The sequence below is a fragment of the Proteus sp. G2673 genome (assembly GCF_009915125.1).
Lineage (GTDB): Bacteria > Pseudomonadota > Gammaproteobacteria > Enterobacterales > Enterobacteriaceae > Proteus > Proteus penneri.
The window spans coordinates 46,191-66,394 of sequence record NZ_JAABLT010000024.1 but is presented as its reverse complement, the minus strand read 5'-3'; the positions used below and the strand labels follow the sequence as shown (position 1 = coordinate 66,394).

Below are 20,204 nucleotides of genomic sequence, written 5' to 3'. Positions count from 1 at the left end.
TGAATATGTCAGCTCTTAATCTCGAAAAATTAATTAAATGGCGTCGCGAATTTCACCAATATCCAGAAATTGGTTGGTCTGAATTTCTTACAACAGCAAAGATCGTTAAAGAATTACGTAGCTTAGGTTTAGAAGTTAAAGTTGGCCCTGAAGTTATCAACCAAGAGTTCGCTTTTGGTCGTCGTCGCCAAGTCGTTGAGAAAGGGCTGGCTATCGCAAGAAAACACAATGTTGATGAAGCACTGCTTGATGAGATGAAAGAACTCACAGGCTGTGTGGCTATCTTTGACAGTGGTAAAGCAGGTCCAACAGTAGCACTGCGTTTTGATATCGACTGTGTAGGTGTTAACGAAGCAACTGAAACTGAACACCGTCCTCATGCCGAAAACTTTGCTTCTTGTCACGCGGGTGAGATGCACGCTTGTGGTCACGATGGACATATCTCTATCGGTTTAGGTGTTGCTCACTGGTTAGTTGAGAATAAAGATAAAGTGGTTGGTAAAGTTAAAATTTTATTCCAACCAGCAGAAGAAGGTGTTCGTGGCGCGCGAGCAATGGCTGAAAGTGGTATCGCAGATGATGCAGATTACTTCTTAGGTGCACACTTAGGCTTTATCGCAAACAGTGGTGAAATTGTTATTAACCCAACACATTTCTTATGTACCACTAAATATGACTTCCGTTTTAAAGGTGCGCCATCTCACGCAGGTGCAGAACCAGAATTAGGCCGTAATGCATTAGCAGGCGCTTGCCATGCAGCAACACAAATGCTGGGTATTTCTCGCCACGGTAAAGGAATGTCACGTATCAACATCGGTGTATTAAAAGCCGGTGAAGGTCGTAACGTCACCCCAGCTAATGCTGAAATGCAAATCGAAGTTCGTGGTGAAAACGAAGAGATCAACAGCTTTATGGCAGCAAATGCTGTACGTATGGCTGAAGGTGCAGCACATAGCTTCCAGTTAGAAATGGAAAGTGAAATTATGGGTGAAGCCGTTGACTTAACGAATGACCAAGAATTGATTGATGTAATGACCAAAGTTGTGGGTAAACACTCAGAACTAACAGCCGTTGCAACGCGCCCATTTGGTGGCAGTGAAGATGCAACAGTATTAGCAAAACGTGTACAACGTTGTGGTGGTAAATCACTGTACTTCGTTGTTGGTGCCGATAGAACCGCAGGTCACCATCAAGCAGGCTTTGATTTCGATGAAAAACAATTGATGACAGCTGTTAACCTTTATACTGGCTGTTTAGAAGAACTGCTGAAATAGTTTTTCAGTAATACAATCCAATAAAGCGCTCAATAGCAATATAGGGCGCTTTTTTTGTGCACAAAAAACCCAGCTCACTTGAACTGGGTTTTTCATTAATGCAAATAAGTTAATTTCTTATTTCACAACACGCAATGATGGTCGACCCGTTGGGCGAGGTGGCTCAGGATCATCATCAGGTGACGTGGCATCATCAGAAACAGATTTCTCAGTCACCAATGATAAAACTTCACCAACAGGTGCTTCTGAAGACTCTTGATGTTCCTCTTCAGCAAACTCTAATGATGCACCAGATTCATAAGCAGGCTCTGGCTCAAACATCATTCCCGCACCGTTTTCTCTCGCATAAATAGCCATAACAGCAGCTATAGGCACTCGTACTTTACGAGGTATGCCACCAAAGCTTGCACTAAATAAAACCTGATACGGCGTTAACTCTAAGTCATCTACTGCACGAGATGAAATATTTAGTACAATTTGACCATCGTGCGCATATTCCATCGGAACTTGAACACCAACAACATTCACATCAACAACAAGATGAGGTGTTAAATCGTTTTCAATGATCCAATCATAATGCGCACGTAATAAATGCGGACGACGCGGAGACATATCCATAATCTCCATATTCTATTACCCTCTTGAAGGTAAGCGCATCTCACGCTCTGCTTCAGTTAATGAGGCAAGGAATGAATCGCGCTCAAAAACACGTTGCATATAAATTTGTACATCTTTAGCACCAGCACCGCTTAAATCCACACCGAGCACTGGTAAACGCCATAACAGAGGAGAAAGATAGCAATCTACTAAACTGAACTCTTCACTCATAAAGTAAGGATATTCTTTAAACACAGGAGATACAGCCAATAGCTCTTCAGCTAACTGTTTACGAGCAGCATTTGCTTGCTGTTCAGTTCCTTTTTCAATGGTATTCATTAAAGAATACCAATCATGCTCAATACGATGCATCATTAAACGGCTGCTACCACGAGCAACAGGATAGACGGGCATTAAAGGAGGATGAGGGAAGCGCTCATCAAGATATTCCATGATGATACGTGAATCATACAGAGTCAGCTCACGATCCACCAAAGTCGGTACACTTTGGTAAGGGTTTAGATCGATAAGATCCTGTGGAAGATTACCAGCTTCAACCTGTTCAATTTCAACACTGACACCTTTCTCCGCTAGGACAATTCTGACCTGATGGCTGAAAATATCAGTCGGACCGGAAAACAAAGTCATTACCGAACGTTTGTTGGCAGCGACAGCCATGAAAACCTCCAAGTTAATCAATTAAAGAAATGAATTAGCACGATGCCTTTTCCATTTCCCCATTCCTAAAAGACAAGCACACAAACGCAGTAGACCTAAATAAACATTTAAGTGATTAACTGCATTGGGTAACTACCTGTAACAGTGTTATCGTGGGATAATCATATTTTACAGGGTTAAAAACTTACCTGTCTTTGCGGCACATATCATTATCAAGTAATACCAAAATAATCATTCAACAATCATTATTGTCATAATAATTTTGGTATGACTTTCAAACTCATCACAGATATTACAATCAACATGCCCATTAGCAACATGATGAAGTTATGGAAAGAAAGACACCAAAGCCCACTATTCTACCAGAATTCATGTTACTTAGGGGGACTAATACAAATAATTCAATACAATATGCTATACTACCCTAAAAGTAAGATTATAATATCAAAAAATAAAATTATTTAGAGGCAAAATCTAAAAAATGGGTTTTTTGATACCATTGTTATCTTACATAAAGCTTGTTTTATGAAAAACAGTACCATGTATTAGCAACATGATGTTTTTATTATTAATAAGTACAAATAAGTCAAAAATAAAAAACCCGCCTGTGAAGACGGGTTTTCAACATCAAATTGATATCTAAAGATAACAAATTAACGTTTAGAGAACTGTGGACGACGACGTGCTTTACGCAGACCCACTTTCTTACGTTCAACAGAACGCGCATCACGGGTTACGAAACCAGCTTTACGCAGATCAGAACGTAGAGTCTCATCATATTCCATCAGTGCACGAGTGATACCGTGACGGATCGCGCCAGCTTGACCAGAAATACCACCACCTTTAACAGTGATGTATAAATCTAATTTACCCAGCATATCAACTAATTCCAGCGGTTGACGAACAACCATACGTGCTGTTTCGCGGCCGAAGTAAACTTCTAGGCTACGTTTGTTGATTACGATATTACCGCTACCTGGCTTAATGAAGACACGTGCGGAAGAACTTTTGCGGCGACCTGTGCCGTAGTATTGATTATCAGCCATTGCCTATTATCCCGATTAAATGTCCAGAACTTGCGGTTGTTGTGCCGCGTGGTTGTGCTCAGATCCTGCGTAAACTTTCAGTTTACGGTACATCGCACGACCCAGAGGCCCTTTTGGCAGCATGCCTTTTACCGCGATTTCGATTACACGCTCAGGACTACGGGCGATCATCTCTTCGAAAGTCGCTTGTTTGATACCACCTACGTGACCAGTATGACGGTAGTAAACTTTGTCAGTACGTTTATGACCAGTTACCGCCACTTTCTCAGCGTTTAAAACGATGATGTAATCACCAGTATCAACGTGCGGAGTGTATTCCGCTTTGTGCTTACCGCGTAAACGGCTAGCAATTTCAGTTGCTAAACGGCCTAAAGTTTTGCCGTCTGCATCAACAACGTACCAGTCGCGTTTTACGGTTTCTGGTTTAGCTGTAAAAGTTTTCATTATTGAAAATTACCCAATGTTTAGTTACACGTTGGTGAACGCTCGGTTCAAATACTATTGAGGTTCACACGACTCTTGTGTCCAGCAAACCTACCCCTTCGAGTAGCACTGCTGACTCTAAAATGCGAGTTTTTTGGGAAATAAAAAACTTGCTGCAACGTGGGGTCGCAAGATTATAGAGAAGTCAGAAAAAAAAATCGAGTCATAATTGAAAAACAATTGAATTCTTTTTCAATATTTCAGCGAAAAAAACGAATTTAGCACTTTTTTCTGATTTGACTGATAAATTCTTGCTACCTGAAGAGAAGAATTGTTCCTTTCCAGAGCGCTTGTAAGTTACCTAATGCTTTCTATTTTCATAGAAAAAAACATCAAGCAACTTAACCTGCGTCATCCTACCATAACGAAAGATGACTTTCTTCAAGAATTAAAAATTAAGCGAGATGAGGTTGTACTAAATATTCTTCACTTTGCATCTCTTGTAAACGTGATAAGCAACGTTGATATTCAAACTGTAAAAAATCACCTTGGTAAATCACATTCATTTCAACATCGGCATTAATAATCAGTTTCACTCTACGTTCATAAAATTCATCAACTAATGCTAAAAATCGGCGCGCAACATCTTCATTTAACGCGTTCATTTGCGTCATTTCATGTAATAAAACTGTATGATAATGCTTAGAAAGTTCGATGTAATCGAGCTGACTACGCGCTTCCACACATAAGGTTGCAAAATTAACTGCCAGCACACCATTAGCGACTTTTCTGACTTTCATCGGCCGATGATTAATGGTTAAAGTCACATCGGTTTGTGGTTCACTGGTGACGAGGTGAGAAAAAACCCTCTCCATTTCCTGACGATTTTTATCGTTAAGTGGAGATAAAAAAAGATGCGCTTGTGTTAACGTTCTTAAACGATAATCAATACCTGCATCAACATTTAAAATGTCACAATGGTGTTTGATCTGTTCTATTGCAGGTAAAAAACGAGAACGTTGCAATCCATTACGATAAAGCTCGTCAGGTGGAATATTTGATGTTGCTACTAACGTGATGCCTCTGGCAAATAACGCTTCAAGCAAAGTACCTAAAATCATTGCATCAGTAATATCAGAAACGAAAAACTCATCAAAACAGAGCACATCGGTTTGCGCTTTAAATCCATCGGCAATAATTTCTAGCGGATTTTCATGACCTTGTAAGTTTTTCAGCTCTTCTTGAACACGTAACATAAAGCGATGGAAGTGTAAGCGAAGCTTTCGTTCTGTCGGCAGACTTTGATAAAACATATCCATCAACCATGTTTTACCTCGACCTACACCGCCCCACATATATAACCCACGTTCTGGTGCAACAATCTGTTTTTTTTTGCGAATTCGCCCGAATAATCGTTGTGTTAGCGAATTTTTTTCTGGTGGAGTCTCTTTTAATAATGCATGGTATATCTGTTGAAGATGGAGAACAGTTTTTCGCTGAACATCATCAGGTTGATAATCACCTTGCTTCAATGCGGCTTCATAAAGTGATAACGGCGTACTAACAGTCATGAATGCCCTCTTATCCTTAATTTTCTGACATACTGATTTGTGTCTGTCGAATGGCTCTATTATAAGCATTAAGAATTGTTTTAACATCAACGTAACACAGGAATTTCATATTAAGCTTAAGGATATTATTCCACCCATGCCTTTTAGCGGTTATGATGTTATAAAAATCCATCGTCCTCACTATTAGATGAAAAGGAGTTGCCATGGTTTGGGTTTATGCACTGATTGGATTAGTTGTAGGTCTTATTATCGGCGCACTCGCAATGCGTTACGGTAACAGCACCCTTCGCCAACAAGATGCTATAAAAGCAGAGTTAGATACAAAAAAAGAAGAACTTGATACTTATCGCAATGAGCTTGTCAGCCACTTTGCTAGAAGCGCTGAACTATTAGATAACATGGCGAAAGATTACCGTCAGCTTTATCAACATATGGCAAAAAGCTCTAATGAGCTCATGCCTGATATGCCTGAGCAAGAAAATCCATTTAACTACCGATTAAGTGAATCTGAAGCTGCAAATGATCAATCCCCAATAAAAATGCCACCTCGTGATTACTCCGAAGGGGCATCTGGATTGTTCAGACCTACAGAGAAAAAAGACAGTTAATCTTAAAACGCCACATTTTGTGGCGTTTTTTCTTTCTAATAAACATCACAAAATGACAATTATTTGCTATGGTTTTAAAGATAGCTTTTGTCTTGTAAATCCGTGTAAAAGGAAGAAAAGCACATCATGTCTTAATGAACTTTCCTCTGTCAGTACAGGTCTTAGTGACATCGTGCTCATTTTGAGCAACAACTTTTATTTTGATAACTGTATCAAGAGACTCTAATTCATGTTGACTAAAAAAAGAAAATTATTACTTAGTGCATTAGCAATGAGTATCGGACTTTCACTCTCTACTATTCCAGCAACCAGTATGGCCGCGTTGCCTGCAGTTATGCCATCAGGTGAACAGCTACCAAGCCTTGCACCAATGTTAGAAAAAGTGTTACCTGCTGTTGTCAGTGTGCACGTTTCAGGAACACGAGTGCAAAGCCAGCAAGTCCCTGAAGAGTTCAAATTCTTCTTTGGTCCAAATTTTCCATCACAACAACAAAGTATTCGCCCTTTTGAAGGCTTAGGTTCTGGTGTCATTATTGATGCACAAAAAGGCTACGTATTAACAAACAACCACGTTGTTGATGGTGCAGATAAAATCCAACTACAAATTAATGATGGGCGTGAATTTAATGCAAAATTAATTGGTAGCGATCCACAAACAGATATCGCATTACTGCAAATTGAAAAACCAACTAATTTAACTGCAATTAAAATGGCAGACTCGGACCAGCTACGTGTTGGTGACTTTGCAGTTGCAGTGGGTAACCCATTTGGTTTAGGCCAAACAGCAACGTCTGGCATTATCTCCGCATTAGGCCGTAGCGGTTTAAATCTGGAAGGTTTAGAGAACTTTATCCAAACCGATGCATCTATTAACCGTGGTAACTCTGGTGGTGCGCTCGTGAACTTAAATGGTGAGTTAATCGGAATTAACACCGCTATTTTAGCTCCGGGTGGTGGCAACATCGGTATCGGCTTCGCCATCCCAAGTAATATGGCGCGTGATCTTAGCCAACAACTGATTTCTCATGGTGAAGTTAAACGTGGCATCTTAGGTATTCGTGGCACAGAAATGAATTCTGATCTGGCGAAATCCTTTAATATTGATGCACAACGCGGTGCTTTTGTCAGCGAAGTTTTACCTGATTCATCCGCCTCAAAAGCAGGCATTAAACCGGGTGACGTTTTAATTTCAGTTGATGGTAAACGAATCAATAGCTTTGCTGAGTTAAGAGCTAAAGTGGGTACAACACCTCCGGGTAAAGAAATTCTGATTGGCTTAATCCGTCAAGGTAAACCAATGGATGTTAAAGTGACATTAGAGAAACAATCCGCTGATGCAACACGAGCAGATAACTTCTCTCCTGCACTACAAGGTGCCACATTAAGTAACTATGTGAATAAACAAGTGAAAGCTGTTGCTGTCGATTCGGTAGAAAAAGATTCTGCAGCAGCCGCATTTGGTTTACAGAAAGGCGATCTTATTATTGGCATCAATAATACACCAATTACATCACTAGGCGACTTACGCAAAGCCATTGATGCTAAACCGCCTGTTCTTGCACTGAATATTCAACGTGGTAATGAAGAAATTTATCTGCTATTACGTAATGCACCGCGCTAAGAAGTAAGCTTTAAAACTATCTAATTTATTGATTTCCTTAGCCCTATAATTTCCATTATAGGGCTTTTTTTATAGCTATTTTTGATAAGAGTCATTGGCTTAAAAGGGGATTTTATGCGCTGAGCGATGCTTTCATAAGTGAAACTATGTTATTCTCACTGCTCCTACGCGAATAATTTCACAGTCAGACATAAATATAGGATTTTTATGTTAACTAAGTTACTGCGATCAACTCTAATCGGTCTTCTCACAGCAGCAATTCTTTTGATTGCAGTTCCTTCAATTCGCCCTATTTTTATTGAACGCCTACTTAATGGCGATTTTCTCAATGCGCCTTTTAGCTATAATACTGCGGTGCGACGAGCAGCCCCTGCTGTTGTTAATGTTTATAGCAGTACCATGGGGAGCTTTTCTCAAGAAGGGCGTGAGCTAACATCTTTAGGTGCTGGCGTCATTATGGATGGTCGTGGTTATATTCTGACGAATCAGCATGTTATTAATAATGCTGATCAGATCCTTATCGCCCTCCAAAATGGTGATCTTTATGAAGGTTTACTTGTTGGATCGGATCCTTTAACCGATCTTGCGGTATTAAAAATTGATGCCGATAAACTCCCTACAATCCCGATTAATACTAAACGAATTTCTCATGTTGGTGATGTCGTACTCGCTATCGGTAATCCATTTAATATTGGGCAAACTATTACACAAGGGATCATCAGTGCTACAGGACGTGTTGGATTAAGTCCAACCCGTTACCAAAATTTCCTGCAAACGGATGCCTCAATCAATGAAGGTAACTCTGGCGGCGCACTAATTAATACCGAAGGTGAACTAGTCGGTATTAATACTATGACATTTGATTCAGGGACCTATAACGGATACCGCCCTACAGCAGAAGGATTAGGCTTCGCTATCCCGACAGAACTTGCAGTTAAAATTATGAATAAACTAATTCGTGATGGTCGTGTTATCCGTGGTTTTATTGGTATCACAGCAAAAGAATTACCAAGAATTCGCTCATCAAATACAGATATTAAGCAAATTCAAGGATTGCGAATTTTTAGGATCACACCAAATGGTCCAGCGGATAAAGCAGGAATAAAAACTGGTGATATCATCCTTAGCATTAATCATGCACCAGCAACTTCCGCAATGGAAATGATGGATTACATTGCAGAGACTCGCCCCGGCACTGTATTACCCGTTACGTTATTACGTGAGGGTAATGAACTCAATGTTGATGTGACTATTTCTGAATACCAGCCAGAATAATAACTAACAAAAAATCTTCTTAATTATTGGTTAATAAGGAGATTTCATATAAAACGTCGCACTTTGTAAGCAACTTTCTTTAAAGGTTTCGGTATTGCGATAGTCCTCTAATGTACTGTGATTACAACCACTATATTGTCCTTCTTTAGTACCATCATTTTGCCAGCCACAAACCGGACAGATCTCAAAAAATGCCTCATCTTTGTCTTTAAAGACAAAATAATGACAAGCGACACAACTCACTTCGAGTGGAAGGTGACAACTGCGTTTCTCTATCAAAGTAATCTCCTACAACAATAACGAATAAAGCGAGATTTTATTCATTTTTATTCGGTTTACTCGCGAGTGCATTATGTTCAACAGCATGCCAAATTTTTTCGGCTTTCCGTCCAATTAAAATCAGTGAAATAGCCAAAATAAAGAAGAAAATCGCACTATGTAAACTATCCCAGAAATATTCAAAGAATCGGGTATAAAGGTTAATACCAAGGAATGTTAGACCGAATCCTCTTAACATACCGTCATCTGTTTTCAGGCTAATATAAATACAGATAACTGAAACAACAGCAAATAACAGTGCCCAAGGTAACAATTTTATACTTGATGTGTAATACCATGTATCAGGATCGTAATTGCCGAAAATAGACATTATCCATAACGCAATAAACAGATAAGTGAGCCCCATTATTTTTGTCATGGTAAATAAACGGCGCTGTACCAATACATTTTGTAGAAAATAACAACCTGCTAATAATACCGCGCCAAAGAAAACAAAGCGGATAGGATAGTTCATTCCTAACCAATAAGCGCCCCAACCAGAGACATATCCTGTTTCAGCACCAAACCAATTTCCTAACATCAATAAGAAGAATAACCACACCAACGAAGAGCGACTGATAAATCCAATTGCACCATAAATGACACAACCAATTAGAAAGAGAGGAGCAATATGACCACTACCGGTATCCAGTAACTCTCCTAGTTGCCAAAGAAAAATAGCGGTAAACATCACACCTAAAAAGAGAATAAACTCAGTACTGTAATGCCACTGTGTTTCTCTTCGCTGACGTTTAAATCCCCAAAAATAGAGTGCTGAAGCAATAAGTGCAGGAGATACCACACGCATAATTTCAGAAACACTAAAAATTTCAATGAGATAATAAATTAATGCACTATCACTAAAAATGCTACCAGCTGCAATAATCAAACACACCATCGCTATCCAGAATGCATAACGACTCAGCCGTTTCCAATCAAAAGGAATTCGGTGCAATGTACTTCCTAACTGCCGATGTTGTTGTTCTGAAATCTCACCAGATTGTTGCCATTCATCCAGTGCTTGACGAACTAGGCGCTCTTGTTTCCTTGTTACCTGCATATTCATTTCTTCCTTTTAGCTCATAGAAATTTTTCTAAAACAGGTCTATTTTTCTTACTGTATCTTGCCACGAAAGAAATGCCTTATGAATTATCCTATTCTATTGAAATAATGCGCAAAAAAAACCACAGCACAACAATGCGCTATGGTTTTAAATCGCTAAAAAGGGTAACTAAAATAGATTAGTCATTAGCGCGTAAACGTTCTATTTTCGCCCCTAATCCTTGTAATTTAGCTTCAATATTTTCATACCCACGATCGATATGATAGATACGATCAACAATGGTTGTGCCTTCAGCAATACACCCCGCAAGGACTAAACTTGCAGAAGCACGTAAATCCGTTGCCATCACTTGTGCACCTGAAAGTTTTTCAACACCATGGCATAACACAGTATTACTTTCGATTTCAGCGTGAGCGCCCATGCGAATTAACTCAGGAATGTGCATAAAACGATTTTCAAAAATGGTTTCAGTGATCATCCCAGCACCTTCAGCTACTAAGTTTAAAAGGCTAAATTGTGCTTGCATATCGGTTGGAAAACCCGGATGTGGCGCAGTACGCAAGGTTACCGCTTTAGGGCGTTTACCATGCATATCAAGGCTTATCCAATCTTCACCTACTTCAATATCCGCGCCTGCTTCACGTAATTTTGCCAATACAGCATCTAATGTGTCTGGTTTCGCATTACGACAAACAACATGACCACGAGAAATCGCAGCAGCAACTAAGAAAGTCCCTGTTTCAATACGATCCGGTAGGATTTGATAAGTGCCACCACCAAGGCGTTCTACGCCTTCAATCGTAATGCTATCAGTACCTGCACCGCTGATTTTAGCACCTAATGTATTAAGGAAGTTGGCGGTATCTTCAATTTCAGGCTCTCTTGCCGCATTCTCGATGATAGTTTTGCCTTCCGCTAATACTGCCGCAGTCATAATAGTGATAGTGGCGCCCACACTCACTTTATCCATGACAATATGCGCGCCTTTTAAACGCCCATCAACACGTGCTTTCACATAACCTTCATCCAGAGTGATCTCAGCACCTAATTGCTCTAAACCTGTAATATGAAGATCAACAGGACGAGCGCCAATGGCACAACCACCGGGTAAAGAAACCTGACCTTGACCAAAGCGTGCGACTAACGGCCCTAACGCCCAAATAGAAGCACGCATGGTTTTAACCAGCTCGTAAGGTGCACAAAATTCATTGATATTACGAGCATCAACGAAAACAGAGCCATTACGTTCAACATTAGTTCCTAAGCGATTAAGCAACTTAATCGTTGTATCGATATCTTTTAATTTAGGAACATTCGTTAATTCTACTGGCTCTTCGGCAAGGATCGCAGCGAACAGGATTGGCAGTGCAGCATTTTTTGCGCCTGAAATATTGACCTCACCTGATAAACAGGTTGGTCCTTGTACTCTAAATTTATCCATCTGTAGAACTCTCTTTTTTATTTTGCTGTACGCTGTATACCTACTGAATCAAAGCCCGTTAAGTTTACGATCCCTCTTCCACTCTTCAGGTGTGTAGGCTTTAATAGACAAAGCGTGAATACGGTTATCTGCAATATATTCCATCAAAGGGGCATAAATGGTTTGTTGTTGTTTGACTCTGCTCATTCCCTCAAACATTGCGCCGACAACGACAACTTGAAAATGACTACCATCACCATTGACGATGACTTCATCTAAAGACAGGCTGTCCATTAATACTTGTTTGATTTCATTTGTATCCATAATTGCTTAATCTCAACGTTAAAATAATAATCAGTCGTCTATCCTAATGGAATCCGCCCTACTCTTAAACCATCAAAAACCCCCTTAATGATAAAAGTATCACGAAGGGGGCTTTTTAATACCTTTACTCAAAATCTGTATTAGGCAATATTCATAATTTCATCAAGATCATAGAGTGTAATTAAGGTTTGAAAACGCTCACTTACACCTTGAATAATAAATTGACGATTTCGCTCTTCCATTTCTGCTTTTAAATGAACAAAAAGTGCCAATCCTGTTGAATCAATATGCCCTAAAGCAGAAATATCAATGATATTAATATCAGCTAATAATGCTTTACGTTGTTGCCAAACAGACAATAACGTTTCACGATCTAGCGTTCCTTGGAAATAGAGGACATCCTCTTTTTTTTCCCAATTTAACGAAGCTGACATGTTATTTTTTCTCATCCAGAGTGATTGGTGTTTTAGCACTGATTTCTAACTGTTTTGTTAAACCATCAACACCTTTAGAATTTAAAATATCTGACCACTCATTCTGTTTTGTTGTGATCATGCTGACACCTTCAGCAATCATATCATAAGCTTGCCATTCACCTGTCTTACTGTTTTTACGCCATTGGAAATCGAGGCGAACAGGTGGGCGACCATTTGTATCGATAATAGTAACGCGAATAGTGAGATTTGTTTTATCTGCGAACGGTTTTGCAGGCTCAATACGGTACTCTTGACCTTCATACATCGCTAATGCTTGGCCATAAACTTGAGCAAGATATGCTTCAAATGCAGTGAAATAAGCATCACGTTGCGCTGGTGTTGCATTACGATAATGTGGCCCTAGCACTAATGCCCCTGCATATTTAATATGTACATAAGGCAGTAATTCTTGCTGAACAATTTGGCGTAAAACTTCAGGATTTTTACGAATTTCAGGCTGTTCATTTTTTAATTTACTAAAGGTCTTTTGCGCTGCATCTTCCATTAATGCGTAAGGATTGGTTTTGTCTACTGCCATTGCAAAAGGCGTTATCACTAATAGTGCGACCATCAATAAGCGTTTAAACATACGTTCGCGTCTCCTCAAATAGGGTTTCAATAATACGATGCATTTATTACGCTAAATCTAGCTAAATGTATAAGTGCATCGTATAGAAATTAATGATTAAGGTAATGCTGGATGTTCTTCAGTCGGTTCAGATTCAGATTTTGCTGAATTATCACCATCACCCGTTTTATAAAGGAATTGACCAATAAGATCTTCCAACACCATTGCTGAATTGGTATTTGTGATCCGTCCCCCATCTTTTAACAAAGTAGAATCTAATGCTTCATCATAAAAGCCTAAATTCAATGCAAGGAACTGCTCACCTAATAAACCAGATGTACGAATAGACAATGAGCTACTTTCTGGAATATGGTCATAAATGCTCAGAATATCGAGAGCAACTTCTGGGCGATAGTTCCCTTCATCTTCTTCTTTTAAGGTGATAGAAGAAACGCGACCAATCACCACACCACCAATCTTAACTGGGGAACGTTCTTTTAACCCACCAATATTACCAAAGCTGGCATAAACGCGATAAGTTGGTTGATTACCCATTTCTTTAATATCAGCCACTTTTAGGCATAAGAAAATCACAGCGGCTAACGCAATCAGAACAAATAGACCAACCCAAACTTCAATTTTTTTACTTTGCATGACTTAGTTCCCAAACATCAGTGCGGTTAGCACAAAATCTAAACCCAATACGGCTAACGAAGAATGAACAACAGTACGTGTTGTTGCTCTGCTAATCCCTTCTGATGTTGGGATTGCGTCATACCCGTTAAAAAGCGCTATCCAAGTGACGGTGATGGCAAAAACAACACTTTTAATAAAGCAATTCACTAGATCAAGTCGCCATTCAACGGCACCTTGCATCGATGCCCAGAAAAAGCCTTCATCGATCCCTTTCCAATCCACACCAACAATGGCACCACCCCAAATACCGATGGCAACAAAAATAAGTGAAAGCAATGGCATACTAATAAGACCAGCCCAAAAACGGGGGGCAACAACACGTCTTAAAGGATCGACAGCCATCATTTCTAAACTAGAAATTTGCTCTGTGGCTTTCATTAAACCGATTTCAGCGGTTAAGGCTGAACCCGCACGACCCGCAAATAATAGTGCCGTGACAACTGGGCCTAATTCTCTTAACAATGAAAGTGCGACCATCATACCTAGACTAGCTTCAGCACTAAAGGTTGTTAAAACAAGATAGCCTTGTAATCCCAACACCATGCCAATAAATAGGCCAGACACCATGATAATTAATAAGGATTGAACACCAACGTTATACAATTGCTTCAGTAAAAGAGGCCACTGTTTACGAAATTCAGGCTTACCAACTAATGCTCTAAAGAGCATAATGCCGGCTCTACCGAAGGTTGCAAAAATCGCCAACGCTCTAGTGCCAATGCGAGATAATAAATTTATCACGTACTAATTTCCTCGTCCTAATAGGTCGTCCTGATAATCTCCCGCAGGAAAACGGAAAGGTACAGGGCCATCAGCGATCCCATCTAAAAACTGTCTTACTTGCCTATTTGGATTATCCTGTAATTCTTGTGCACTACCTTGAGCAATAACTTTCTGTTCCGCAACAATATAGGCGTAATCTGCGATACTTAACACTTCGGGTACATCATGGGAAACCACAACACAAGTCACACCCAGCGCATGGTTTAACTCATCAATTAACTTAACAAGCACCCCCATTGTGATAGGATCTTGCCCAACAAAAGGTTCATCAAACATAATCAGTTCAGGATCAAGCGCAATAGCCCTTGCTAATGCGGCTCTTCTCGCCATACCGCCTGATAATTCAGAAGGCATTAAGTTTGCCGCCCCACGTAACCCCACGGCTTCAAGTTTCATCATCACCGTTGTACGGATCAATGCTTCAGGTAAATTTGTATGCTCTCTTAGCGGAAAGGCTACATTTTCAAACACATTCATGTCGGTAAAAAGGGCACCGGACTGAAAAAGCATACTCATTTTCTTTCTTGCTTGATACAACGCAGAACGTGATAGCGCAGGAATATTGTCGCCATCAAACCAAATTTCACCACTATCTGGAAGGATTTGTCCTCCCATTAGGCGTAACAAGGTTGTTTTACCAATCCCTGAAGGGCCCATAATTGCAGTCACTTTTCCCCTCGGTACCACAAGATTGATCTCAGAGAAGATCTTTCTGCTACCGCGAGTGAAGTTCATATTGCGCACTTCAATTAAATTGTCAGATTGTGCGTTCATGAATAAAACATCCTCAAGCCTGTCTGCATAAACGAATTTTTACACTATTTTGGCAGGTCATTCACTATGTTACAAAGAAATCACCACTATTTAGCAATTTATTGCACGGTTAATTTTACTTTTCGTGCTTGGCTAGTCAAAATATGGTTAATTAGCAAAACCTTTTGACAATATGTTTTTTATCAGCCCTGTCTTATTGGTTTTTTCTTTATTCGCTCATTGTTGGAAAACTGATGGCATGTTGATTACTTTGTCTCTTTTAATTCTTGGGTTGATGTTACTCGTTTATGCATCAGACCGATTAGTTTATGGTGCGAGTGTTTTTGCGCAATCGTTAAAAATCCCCCCCGCTGTTATCGGTATCTTAATTGTTGGTACAGGGACTTCACTACCTGAGCTTTTTATTTCAACGGATGCCGCAGTTCATAATTTACCTGATATCGCTATCGGGACAGCTATTGGCTCTACACTCACCAATCTTCTCCTTATCGCGGGTATTGGCGCAATGATTTACCCCATGAGCATTCAGTCCGCAGTGCTAAAAAAAGAGCTTCCATTGATGATTATCGTCATCATGCTCGTTGGCATTATTGTTTCTAGCGGAGAGCTAGGGCTTAGAGAAGGCACTCTGCTCTTTTTTATTGGTTTTGCATCCATTTTTCTCATGATAAAAACAATGCATAAAACACTAACACAAGAGCGCCACGTGTTACCTTTAGAAACCTTAACGCGTTTTGAATTACAGACAAATCCCCGTAATTCTGTTGCCCTTTTTTGGGTTGTTATTGCGTTACTGATTATTCCAGTTGCAACTCAAATGATATTAGACAATGTCTTTATTCTAATGCAACAGTATCATTTTAGTGGCTTTTTTGTTGGTTTAACCTTGCTATCCATTGGTACAAGTTTACCTGAATTAGCAACGACTATCGTGGCCGCACTCAGACGTGAAAATGAATTAGCCTTAGGGAATATTATAGGTGCTAATATTTTCAACCTGACATTTGTTTTAGGAATGCCAGCATTACTTTCACCAAGCACATTTAATATCAACACTTTTTATTTTAGTTTTGCTGTACTTGGTGTGGCCAGTTTACTGTTTTCTCTCTTTTCATTAGGGCGAAAGCAACGCCTCAACCGCGGAAAAGGGATATTCTTATTAGTTTGCTTTATTATTTATATTACGGTGTTGTGCGTCGCACATTCTCTCTTAACCTAAAATAAATGGTACAAAAAAATGACCGAGTTTGATTTTCAGCAAGCAGGAAAAAAGGTTCTTCATATTGAACGTGATGGATTAGCTGAACTAGAACAATACATTAATGATGATTTCACTCTTGCCTGTGAAAAAATTTTTCACTGCCAAGGTCGAGTTATTGTCATGGGAATGGGTAAATCTGGTCATATTGGACATAAGATTGCCGCAACATTCGCTAGCACAGGAACACCTTCTTTTTTTGTTCACCCCGGTGAAGCAAGCCATGGCGACTTAGGTATGGTAACAGAAAAAGATATCGTTCTAGCGATTTCAAACTCAGGTGAAGCCAGTGAGATCCTCGCACTTATTCCGGTACTGAAACGTAAACAGATAACACTGATTTGTATGACACGCACGCCTCAAAGTACAATGGGGAAAGCGTCTGATATTCATCTTTGTATCAAAGTCCCTAAAGAAGCTTGTCCTTTAGGTCTTGCACCAACAACCAGTACAACAGCAACCTTGGTAATGGGGGATGCGCTAGCGATCGCTCTTTTACGTGCTCGTGGTTTTACCGCTGAAGATTTTGCCCTTTCTCATCCTGGTGGTGCATTAGGCCGTAAATTACTCCTTCATGTCAGTGATTTAATGAATAAAGAGGAAGATATTCCACGTGTCACTAAAGATGCCACTTTACGTGAAGCACTTGTCGAAATAACCCGTAAAAAATTAGGTATGACCGTTATTTGCGATGATAGCATGCAGATCAACGGTATCTTTACTGACGGTGATTTACGGAGAATATTTGACTTAGGGATAGATCTGAACAATGCCAAAATCTCAGATGTGATGACAAAAGGCGGTATTCGTATTCGCCCTGATTGTTTAGCCGTTGAAGCACTAAATTTAATGCAAGCAAAACATATCACCTCGCTATTAGTCACAGAACAAGATAGTGATATCCTGTTAGGTGTTTTACATATGCATGATTTATTACAAGCGGGTGTTGTATAAGATATTCATAACGTTCGAAGGATAAAAATGAATACAATGATAGAAACTTGTTATGGTGCGGTAAGTCAGCAAATCATCAAAAAAGCAGAAAAAATCCAATTGCTGATTTGTGATGTTGATGGTGTGATGTCTGACGGACTTATTTACATGGGTAATAATGGCGAAGAATTAAAAGCCTTTAATGTCCGTGATGGATATGGCATCCGTTGTTTGCTTACATCAGGCATTGAGGTTGCTATCATTACAGGTCGTCAATCTAAACTGTTAGAAGATCGTGCTAAAACCCTTGGCATTACATATCTTTACCAAGGTCAGCATAATAAGCTTTTGGCGTATCAACAACTGTTAGATACACTAAACCTTGAACCTGAACAAACAGCCTATATTGGTGACGACCTGATTGATTTACCTGTAATGGAAAAAGTGGGACTTTCTGTCGCCGTAGCTGATGCTCATCCATTACTTACACCTCGTGCTAATTATGTAACTCGCATTGCGGGTGGTCGTGGTGCAGTACGAGAATTGTGTGATTTAATCCTTTTAGCGCAAGGTCGGCTTGAAGACGCTAAAGGTCTTTCGATTTAACGTATAACGACACAGAATGAATAAATTAAAATCCTGGTTTACCTTAATTCTTGCCATTATCGCCCTTGGGCTGATTGGCTGGAACTACACTAATAACACTGAACTCGGTGATGGTGCGATTGTTGAAGATGGTCAGCCAACCTATCAATCCAAATCATCGATATCTTTTGTTTACGAGCCAACGGGTATACTTGGATATAAACTTGTTGCTGATGATGTCAAAAATTATGCTCAGCAAAAGTTTACGTGGTTTACTAACCCTGTCTTAACCACCTATTCACCGACAGGGGATGCAACATGGACCGTACGCGCCAATAAAGCCAAGCTAACAAACAGTAAAATGCTCTATCTTTATGGCGATGTTCAAATTGATAGCTTAACGGATGACTCTCAACTACAGAGAATAAGCACAGATAACGCTATCGCAAATTTGGACACACAGGATGTTTCCTCTGATGATGAAGTGACTATTATCGGCGTCGGACTGAAATCAGTCGGCTTAAAAATGCGAGGCAATCTGCGCGAGAAACGTGCAGAGCTGATTGAAAAGGTAAACACCTATTATGAGATCCCTAATGAATCAAAAAATCCGTAATACACTGATTATCGGCACACTTTTAGCGATAAGTGTACCTGCGATGGCGCTTAAAGATGACACACAACAACCTATTGTTGTGAACTCAGAGAAACAATCGCTTGATCTAGAAAAGAACGTCACAACCTTTACACAAAATGTTGTGATCAAACAAGGATCTATCGACATTCGTGCTGATAAAGTTGTTGTCACACGCCCAGGTGGTGACTCCAAAAAAATCGTTATAGAAGCATTTGGTAATCCCGTAACTTTTTATCAGTTACAAGATGATGGCAAACCAATCAAAGGTCGTGGCGACAAGATGACCTATGAAATGGATAAAGAGTTAATGACCTTAACGGGTAAAGCCTATCTTGAACAATTAGACAGTAATATCACCGGTGATAAGATCACTTATCTCGTCCCAACTCAGCAAATGGAAGCTTTTAGCGGTAAAGGTAAACAAGTGACTACTGTTTTACTGCCTTCCCAGTTGCAAGAGAAAGGCCCTGGTGTTAACAACAAAGGTAAGTAACACTTTATGGCGCTGTTAAAAGCTGAAAATTTAGCGAAAGCATACAAAGGGCGCACCGTTGTCGGTGATGTAAGCCTGAACGTTAATTCAGGTGAAATTGTCGGCTTACTTGGACCAAATGGTGCAGGTAAAACAACCACATTCTATATGGTTGTTGGCATTGTCGCTCGTGATGCTGGTAGTATTACAATTGATGATGAAGACATTACGCTGTTACCGTTACATGAACGAGCACGTAAAGGCATTGGCTATCTTCCTCAAGAGGCGTCTATTTTTAGACGCTTAAGCGTTTATGACAACATTATGGGGATCTTAGAAATCCGCCATGATTTAACGCCTGAAGAACGAAAAGATCGCGCAGAAGAACTGCTAGAAGAGTTTAATGTCAGCCATTTACGTAACAGCTTAGGACAATCATTATCGGGGGGTGAACGTCGCCGCGTTGAAATCGCACGAGCATTGGCCGCAAACCCTAAATTCATTTTATTAGATGAACCTTTTGCGGGTGTTGACCCTATTTCGGTATTAGATATTAAAAAAATTATCCAGCATCTACGTGATTATGGATTAGGTGTACTGATTACTGACCATAATGTTCGTGAAACATTAGATGTGTGTGAACGTGCTTACATCGTCAGCCAAGGTCACCTTATCGCTCATGGTTCACCCGAAGAAATTCTTGAAAATGAGCAAGTTAAACGTGTTTACTTAGGTGAAGGCTTCCGCCTGTAATCTTTGATTCACTTTTACTCTGTCATGGATGACAACAGCAAAGGACTCAT

The 20,204-nt window shown here is 39.9% G+C and carries 24 protein-coding genes; 10 read left to right on the top strand and 14 right to left on the bottom strand.

Annotated elements, in window-relative coordinates; translation table 11 throughout:
• The first annotated feature begins 5 nt into the window (after positions 1-5).
• Positions 6-1,274: an amidohydrolase gene (locus GWI59_RS15420; protein WP_072063760.1), complete on the top strand. Its 1,269-nt coding sequence runs from the start codon at positions 6-8 to the stop codon at positions 1,272-1,274.
• 117 nt (positions 1,275-1,391) lie between these two features.
• Here GWI59_RS15420 and sspB read toward each other — a convergent pair whose 3' ends face one another.
• From sspB to zapE, 5 genes are all read right to left on the bottom strand, one after another.
• On the bottom strand, positions 1,392-1,901 hold the full coding sequence (gene sspB / locus GWI59_RS15415; RefSeq protein ID WP_006535323.1) for a ClpXP protease specificity-enhancing factor: 510 nt from the start codon (positions 1,899-1,901) through the stop codon (positions 1,392-1,394).
• Positions 1,902-1,907: 6 nt separating this feature from the next.
• Positions 1,908-2,549 carry a stringent starvation protein SspA gene (gene sspA, locus GWI59_RS15410; protein WP_072063762.1) on the bottom strand — a complete coding sequence of 214 codons (642 nt, stop codon included), beginning with the start codon at positions 2,547-2,549 and terminating at the stop codon, positions 1,908-1,910.
• Between the two features lie 653 nt (positions 2,550-3,202).
• On the bottom strand, positions 3,203-3,595 hold the full coding sequence (gene rpsI, locus GWI59_RS15405) for a 30S ribosomal protein S9 (protein WP_004245284.1): 393 nt from the start codon (positions 3,593-3,595) through the stop codon (positions 3,203-3,205).
• A 15-nt stretch (positions 3,596-3,610) separates the two neighbouring features.
• A complete protein-coding gene (gene rplM, locus GWI59_RS15400; protein WP_006535327.1) occupies positions 3,611-4,039 on the bottom strand; it encodes a 50S ribosomal protein L13 in 429 nt (142 codons plus the stop codon).
• 434 nt (positions 4,040-4,473) lie between these two features.
• The gene (zapE, locus tag GWI59_RS15395; protein ID WP_072063763.1) at positions 4,474-5,589 is read right to left on the bottom strand and encodes a cell division protein ZapE; all 1,116 of its coding nucleotides are present in this window, start codon (positions 5,587-5,589) and stop codon (positions 4,474-4,476) included.
• 203 nt (positions 5,590-5,792) lie between these two features.
• On the opposite strand from zapE, the gene zapG reads away from it, so the two are divergent.
• The 3 genes from zapG (at position 5,793) to degS (ending at position 9,093) form a co-directional block, all read left to right on the top strand.
• On the top strand, positions 5,793-6,197 hold the full coding sequence (zapG, locus tag GWI59_RS15390) for a Z-ring associated protein ZapG (RefSeq protein WP_072063764.1): 405 nt from the start codon (positions 5,793-5,795) through the stop codon (positions 6,195-6,197).
• Positions 6,198-6,426: 229 nt separating this feature from the next.
• Positions 6,427-7,818, top strand: coding sequence for a serine endoprotease DegQ (gene degQ / locus GWI59_RS15385; protein WP_109399356.1), 1,392 nt, complete (start codon positions 6,427-6,429; stop codon positions 7,816-7,818).
• Between the two features lie 207 nt (positions 7,819-8,025).
• On the top strand, positions 8,026-9,093 hold the full coding sequence (degS, locus tag GWI59_RS15380; protein WP_109399357.1) for an outer membrane-stress sensor serine endopeptidase DegS: 1,068 nt from the start codon (positions 8,026-8,028) through the stop codon (positions 9,091-9,093).
• Between the two features lie 30 nt (positions 9,094-9,123).
• Here degS and GWI59_RS15375 read toward each other — a convergent pair whose 3' ends face one another.
• From GWI59_RS15375 to mlaF, 9 genes are all read right to left on the bottom strand, one after another.
• The gene (locus GWI59_RS15375; protein WP_072063767.1) at positions 9,124-9,372 is read right to left on the bottom strand and encodes a CPCC family cysteine-rich protein; all 249 of its coding nucleotides are present in this window, start codon (positions 9,370-9,372) and stop codon (positions 9,124-9,126) included.
• A 37-nt stretch (positions 9,373-9,409) separates the two neighbouring features.
• Positions 9,410-10,471 carry a DUF2157 domain-containing protein gene (locus GWI59_RS15370; RefSeq protein ID WP_161669215.1) on the bottom strand — a complete coding sequence of 354 codons (1,062 nt, stop codon included), beginning with the start codon at positions 10,469-10,471 and terminating at the stop codon, positions 9,410-9,412.
• 182 nt (positions 10,472-10,653) lie between these two features.
• Positions 10,654-11,916, bottom strand: a complete 1,263-nt coding sequence (gene murA, locus GWI59_RS15365) for a UDP-N-acetylglucosamine 1-carboxyvinyltransferase (RefSeq protein WP_072063769.1) — start codon at positions 11,914-11,916, stop codon at positions 10,654-10,656.
• Positions 11,917-11,964: 48 nt separating this feature from the next.
• Positions 11,965-12,219, bottom strand: a complete 255-nt coding sequence (gene ibaG, locus GWI59_RS15360) for a BolA family iron metabolism protein IbaG (RefSeq protein WP_006535338.1) — start codon at positions 12,217-12,219, stop codon at positions 11,965-11,967.
• Positions 12,220-12,359: 140 nt separating this feature from the next.
• A complete protein-coding gene (gene mlaB, locus GWI59_RS15355) occupies positions 12,360-12,653 on the bottom strand; it encodes a lipid asymmetry maintenance protein MlaB (RefSeq protein WP_072063770.1) in 294 nt (97 codons plus the stop codon).
• 1 nt (position 12,654) lies between these two features.
• Complete coding sequence (gene mlaC / locus GWI59_RS15350; protein WP_072063771.1) at positions 12,655-13,284, bottom strand: phospholipid-binding protein MlaC; 630 nt, start codon at positions 13,282-13,284, stop codon at positions 12,655-12,657.
• 96 nt (positions 13,285-13,380) lie between these two features.
• On the bottom strand, positions 13,381-13,917 hold the full coding sequence (gene mlaD / locus GWI59_RS15345; protein WP_006535342.1) for an outer membrane lipid asymmetry maintenance protein MlaD: 537 nt from the start codon (positions 13,915-13,917) through the stop codon (positions 13,381-13,383).
• A 3-nt stretch (positions 13,918-13,920) separates the two neighbouring features.
• Complete coding sequence (gene mlaE, locus GWI59_RS15340; RefSeq protein ID WP_072063773.1) at positions 13,921-14,700, bottom strand: lipid asymmetry maintenance ABC transporter permease subunit MlaE; 780 nt, start codon at positions 14,698-14,700, stop codon at positions 13,921-13,923.
• A 3-nt stretch (positions 14,701-14,703) separates the two neighbouring features.
• The gene (gene mlaF, locus GWI59_RS15335; RefSeq protein ID WP_006535345.1) at positions 14,704-15,516 is read right to left on the bottom strand and encodes a phospholipid ABC transporter ATP-binding protein MlaF; all 813 of its coding nucleotides are present in this window, start codon (positions 15,514-15,516) and stop codon (positions 14,704-14,706) included.
• A 238-nt stretch (positions 15,517-15,754) separates the two neighbouring features.
• Here mlaF and GWI59_RS15330 point away from each other — a divergent pair, with 238 nt between their 5' ends.
• The 6 genes from GWI59_RS15330 to lptB are packed head-to-tail and all read left to right on the top strand — an operon-like array spanning position 15,755 to position 20,154.
• A complete protein-coding gene (locus GWI59_RS15330; RefSeq protein WP_072063862.1) occupies positions 15,755-16,735 on the top strand; it encodes a calcium/sodium antiporter in 981 nt (326 codons plus the stop codon).
• 18 nt (positions 16,736-16,753) lie between these two features.
• Positions 16,754-17,728 carry an arabinose-5-phosphate isomerase KdsD gene (gene kdsD, locus GWI59_RS15325; protein WP_072063775.1) on the top strand — a complete coding sequence of 325 codons (975 nt, stop codon included), beginning with the start codon at positions 16,754-16,756 and terminating at the stop codon, positions 17,726-17,728.
• Positions 17,729-17,755: 27 nt separating this feature from the next.
• Entirely contained in the window at positions 17,756-18,313 is a 558-nt protein-coding gene (gene kdsC, locus GWI59_RS15320) for a 3-deoxy-manno-octulosonate-8-phosphatase KdsC (RefSeq protein ID WP_109848406.1), read from the top strand.
• A 16-nt stretch (positions 18,314-18,329) separates the two neighbouring features.
• Positions 18,330-18,908: an LPS export ABC transporter periplasmic protein LptC gene (lptC, locus tag GWI59_RS15315; protein WP_006535350.1), complete on the top strand. Its 579-nt coding sequence runs from the start codon at positions 18,330-18,332 to the stop codon at positions 18,906-18,908.
• Positions 18,889-19,422, top strand: a complete 534-nt coding sequence (lptA, locus tag GWI59_RS15310; protein WP_006535351.1) for a lipopolysaccharide ABC transporter substrate-binding protein LptA — start codon at positions 18,889-18,891, stop codon at positions 19,420-19,422. Before lptC ends, lptA begins: the two co-directional genes overlap by 20 nt.
• Positions 19,423-19,428: 6 nt before the next feature.
• On the top strand, positions 19,429-20,154 hold the full coding sequence (gene lptB / locus GWI59_RS15305) for an LPS export ABC transporter ATP-binding protein (protein WP_006535352.1): 726 nt from the start codon (positions 19,429-19,431) through the stop codon (positions 20,152-20,154).
• The last annotated feature ends 50 nt before the right edge of the window (positions 20,155-20,204 follow it).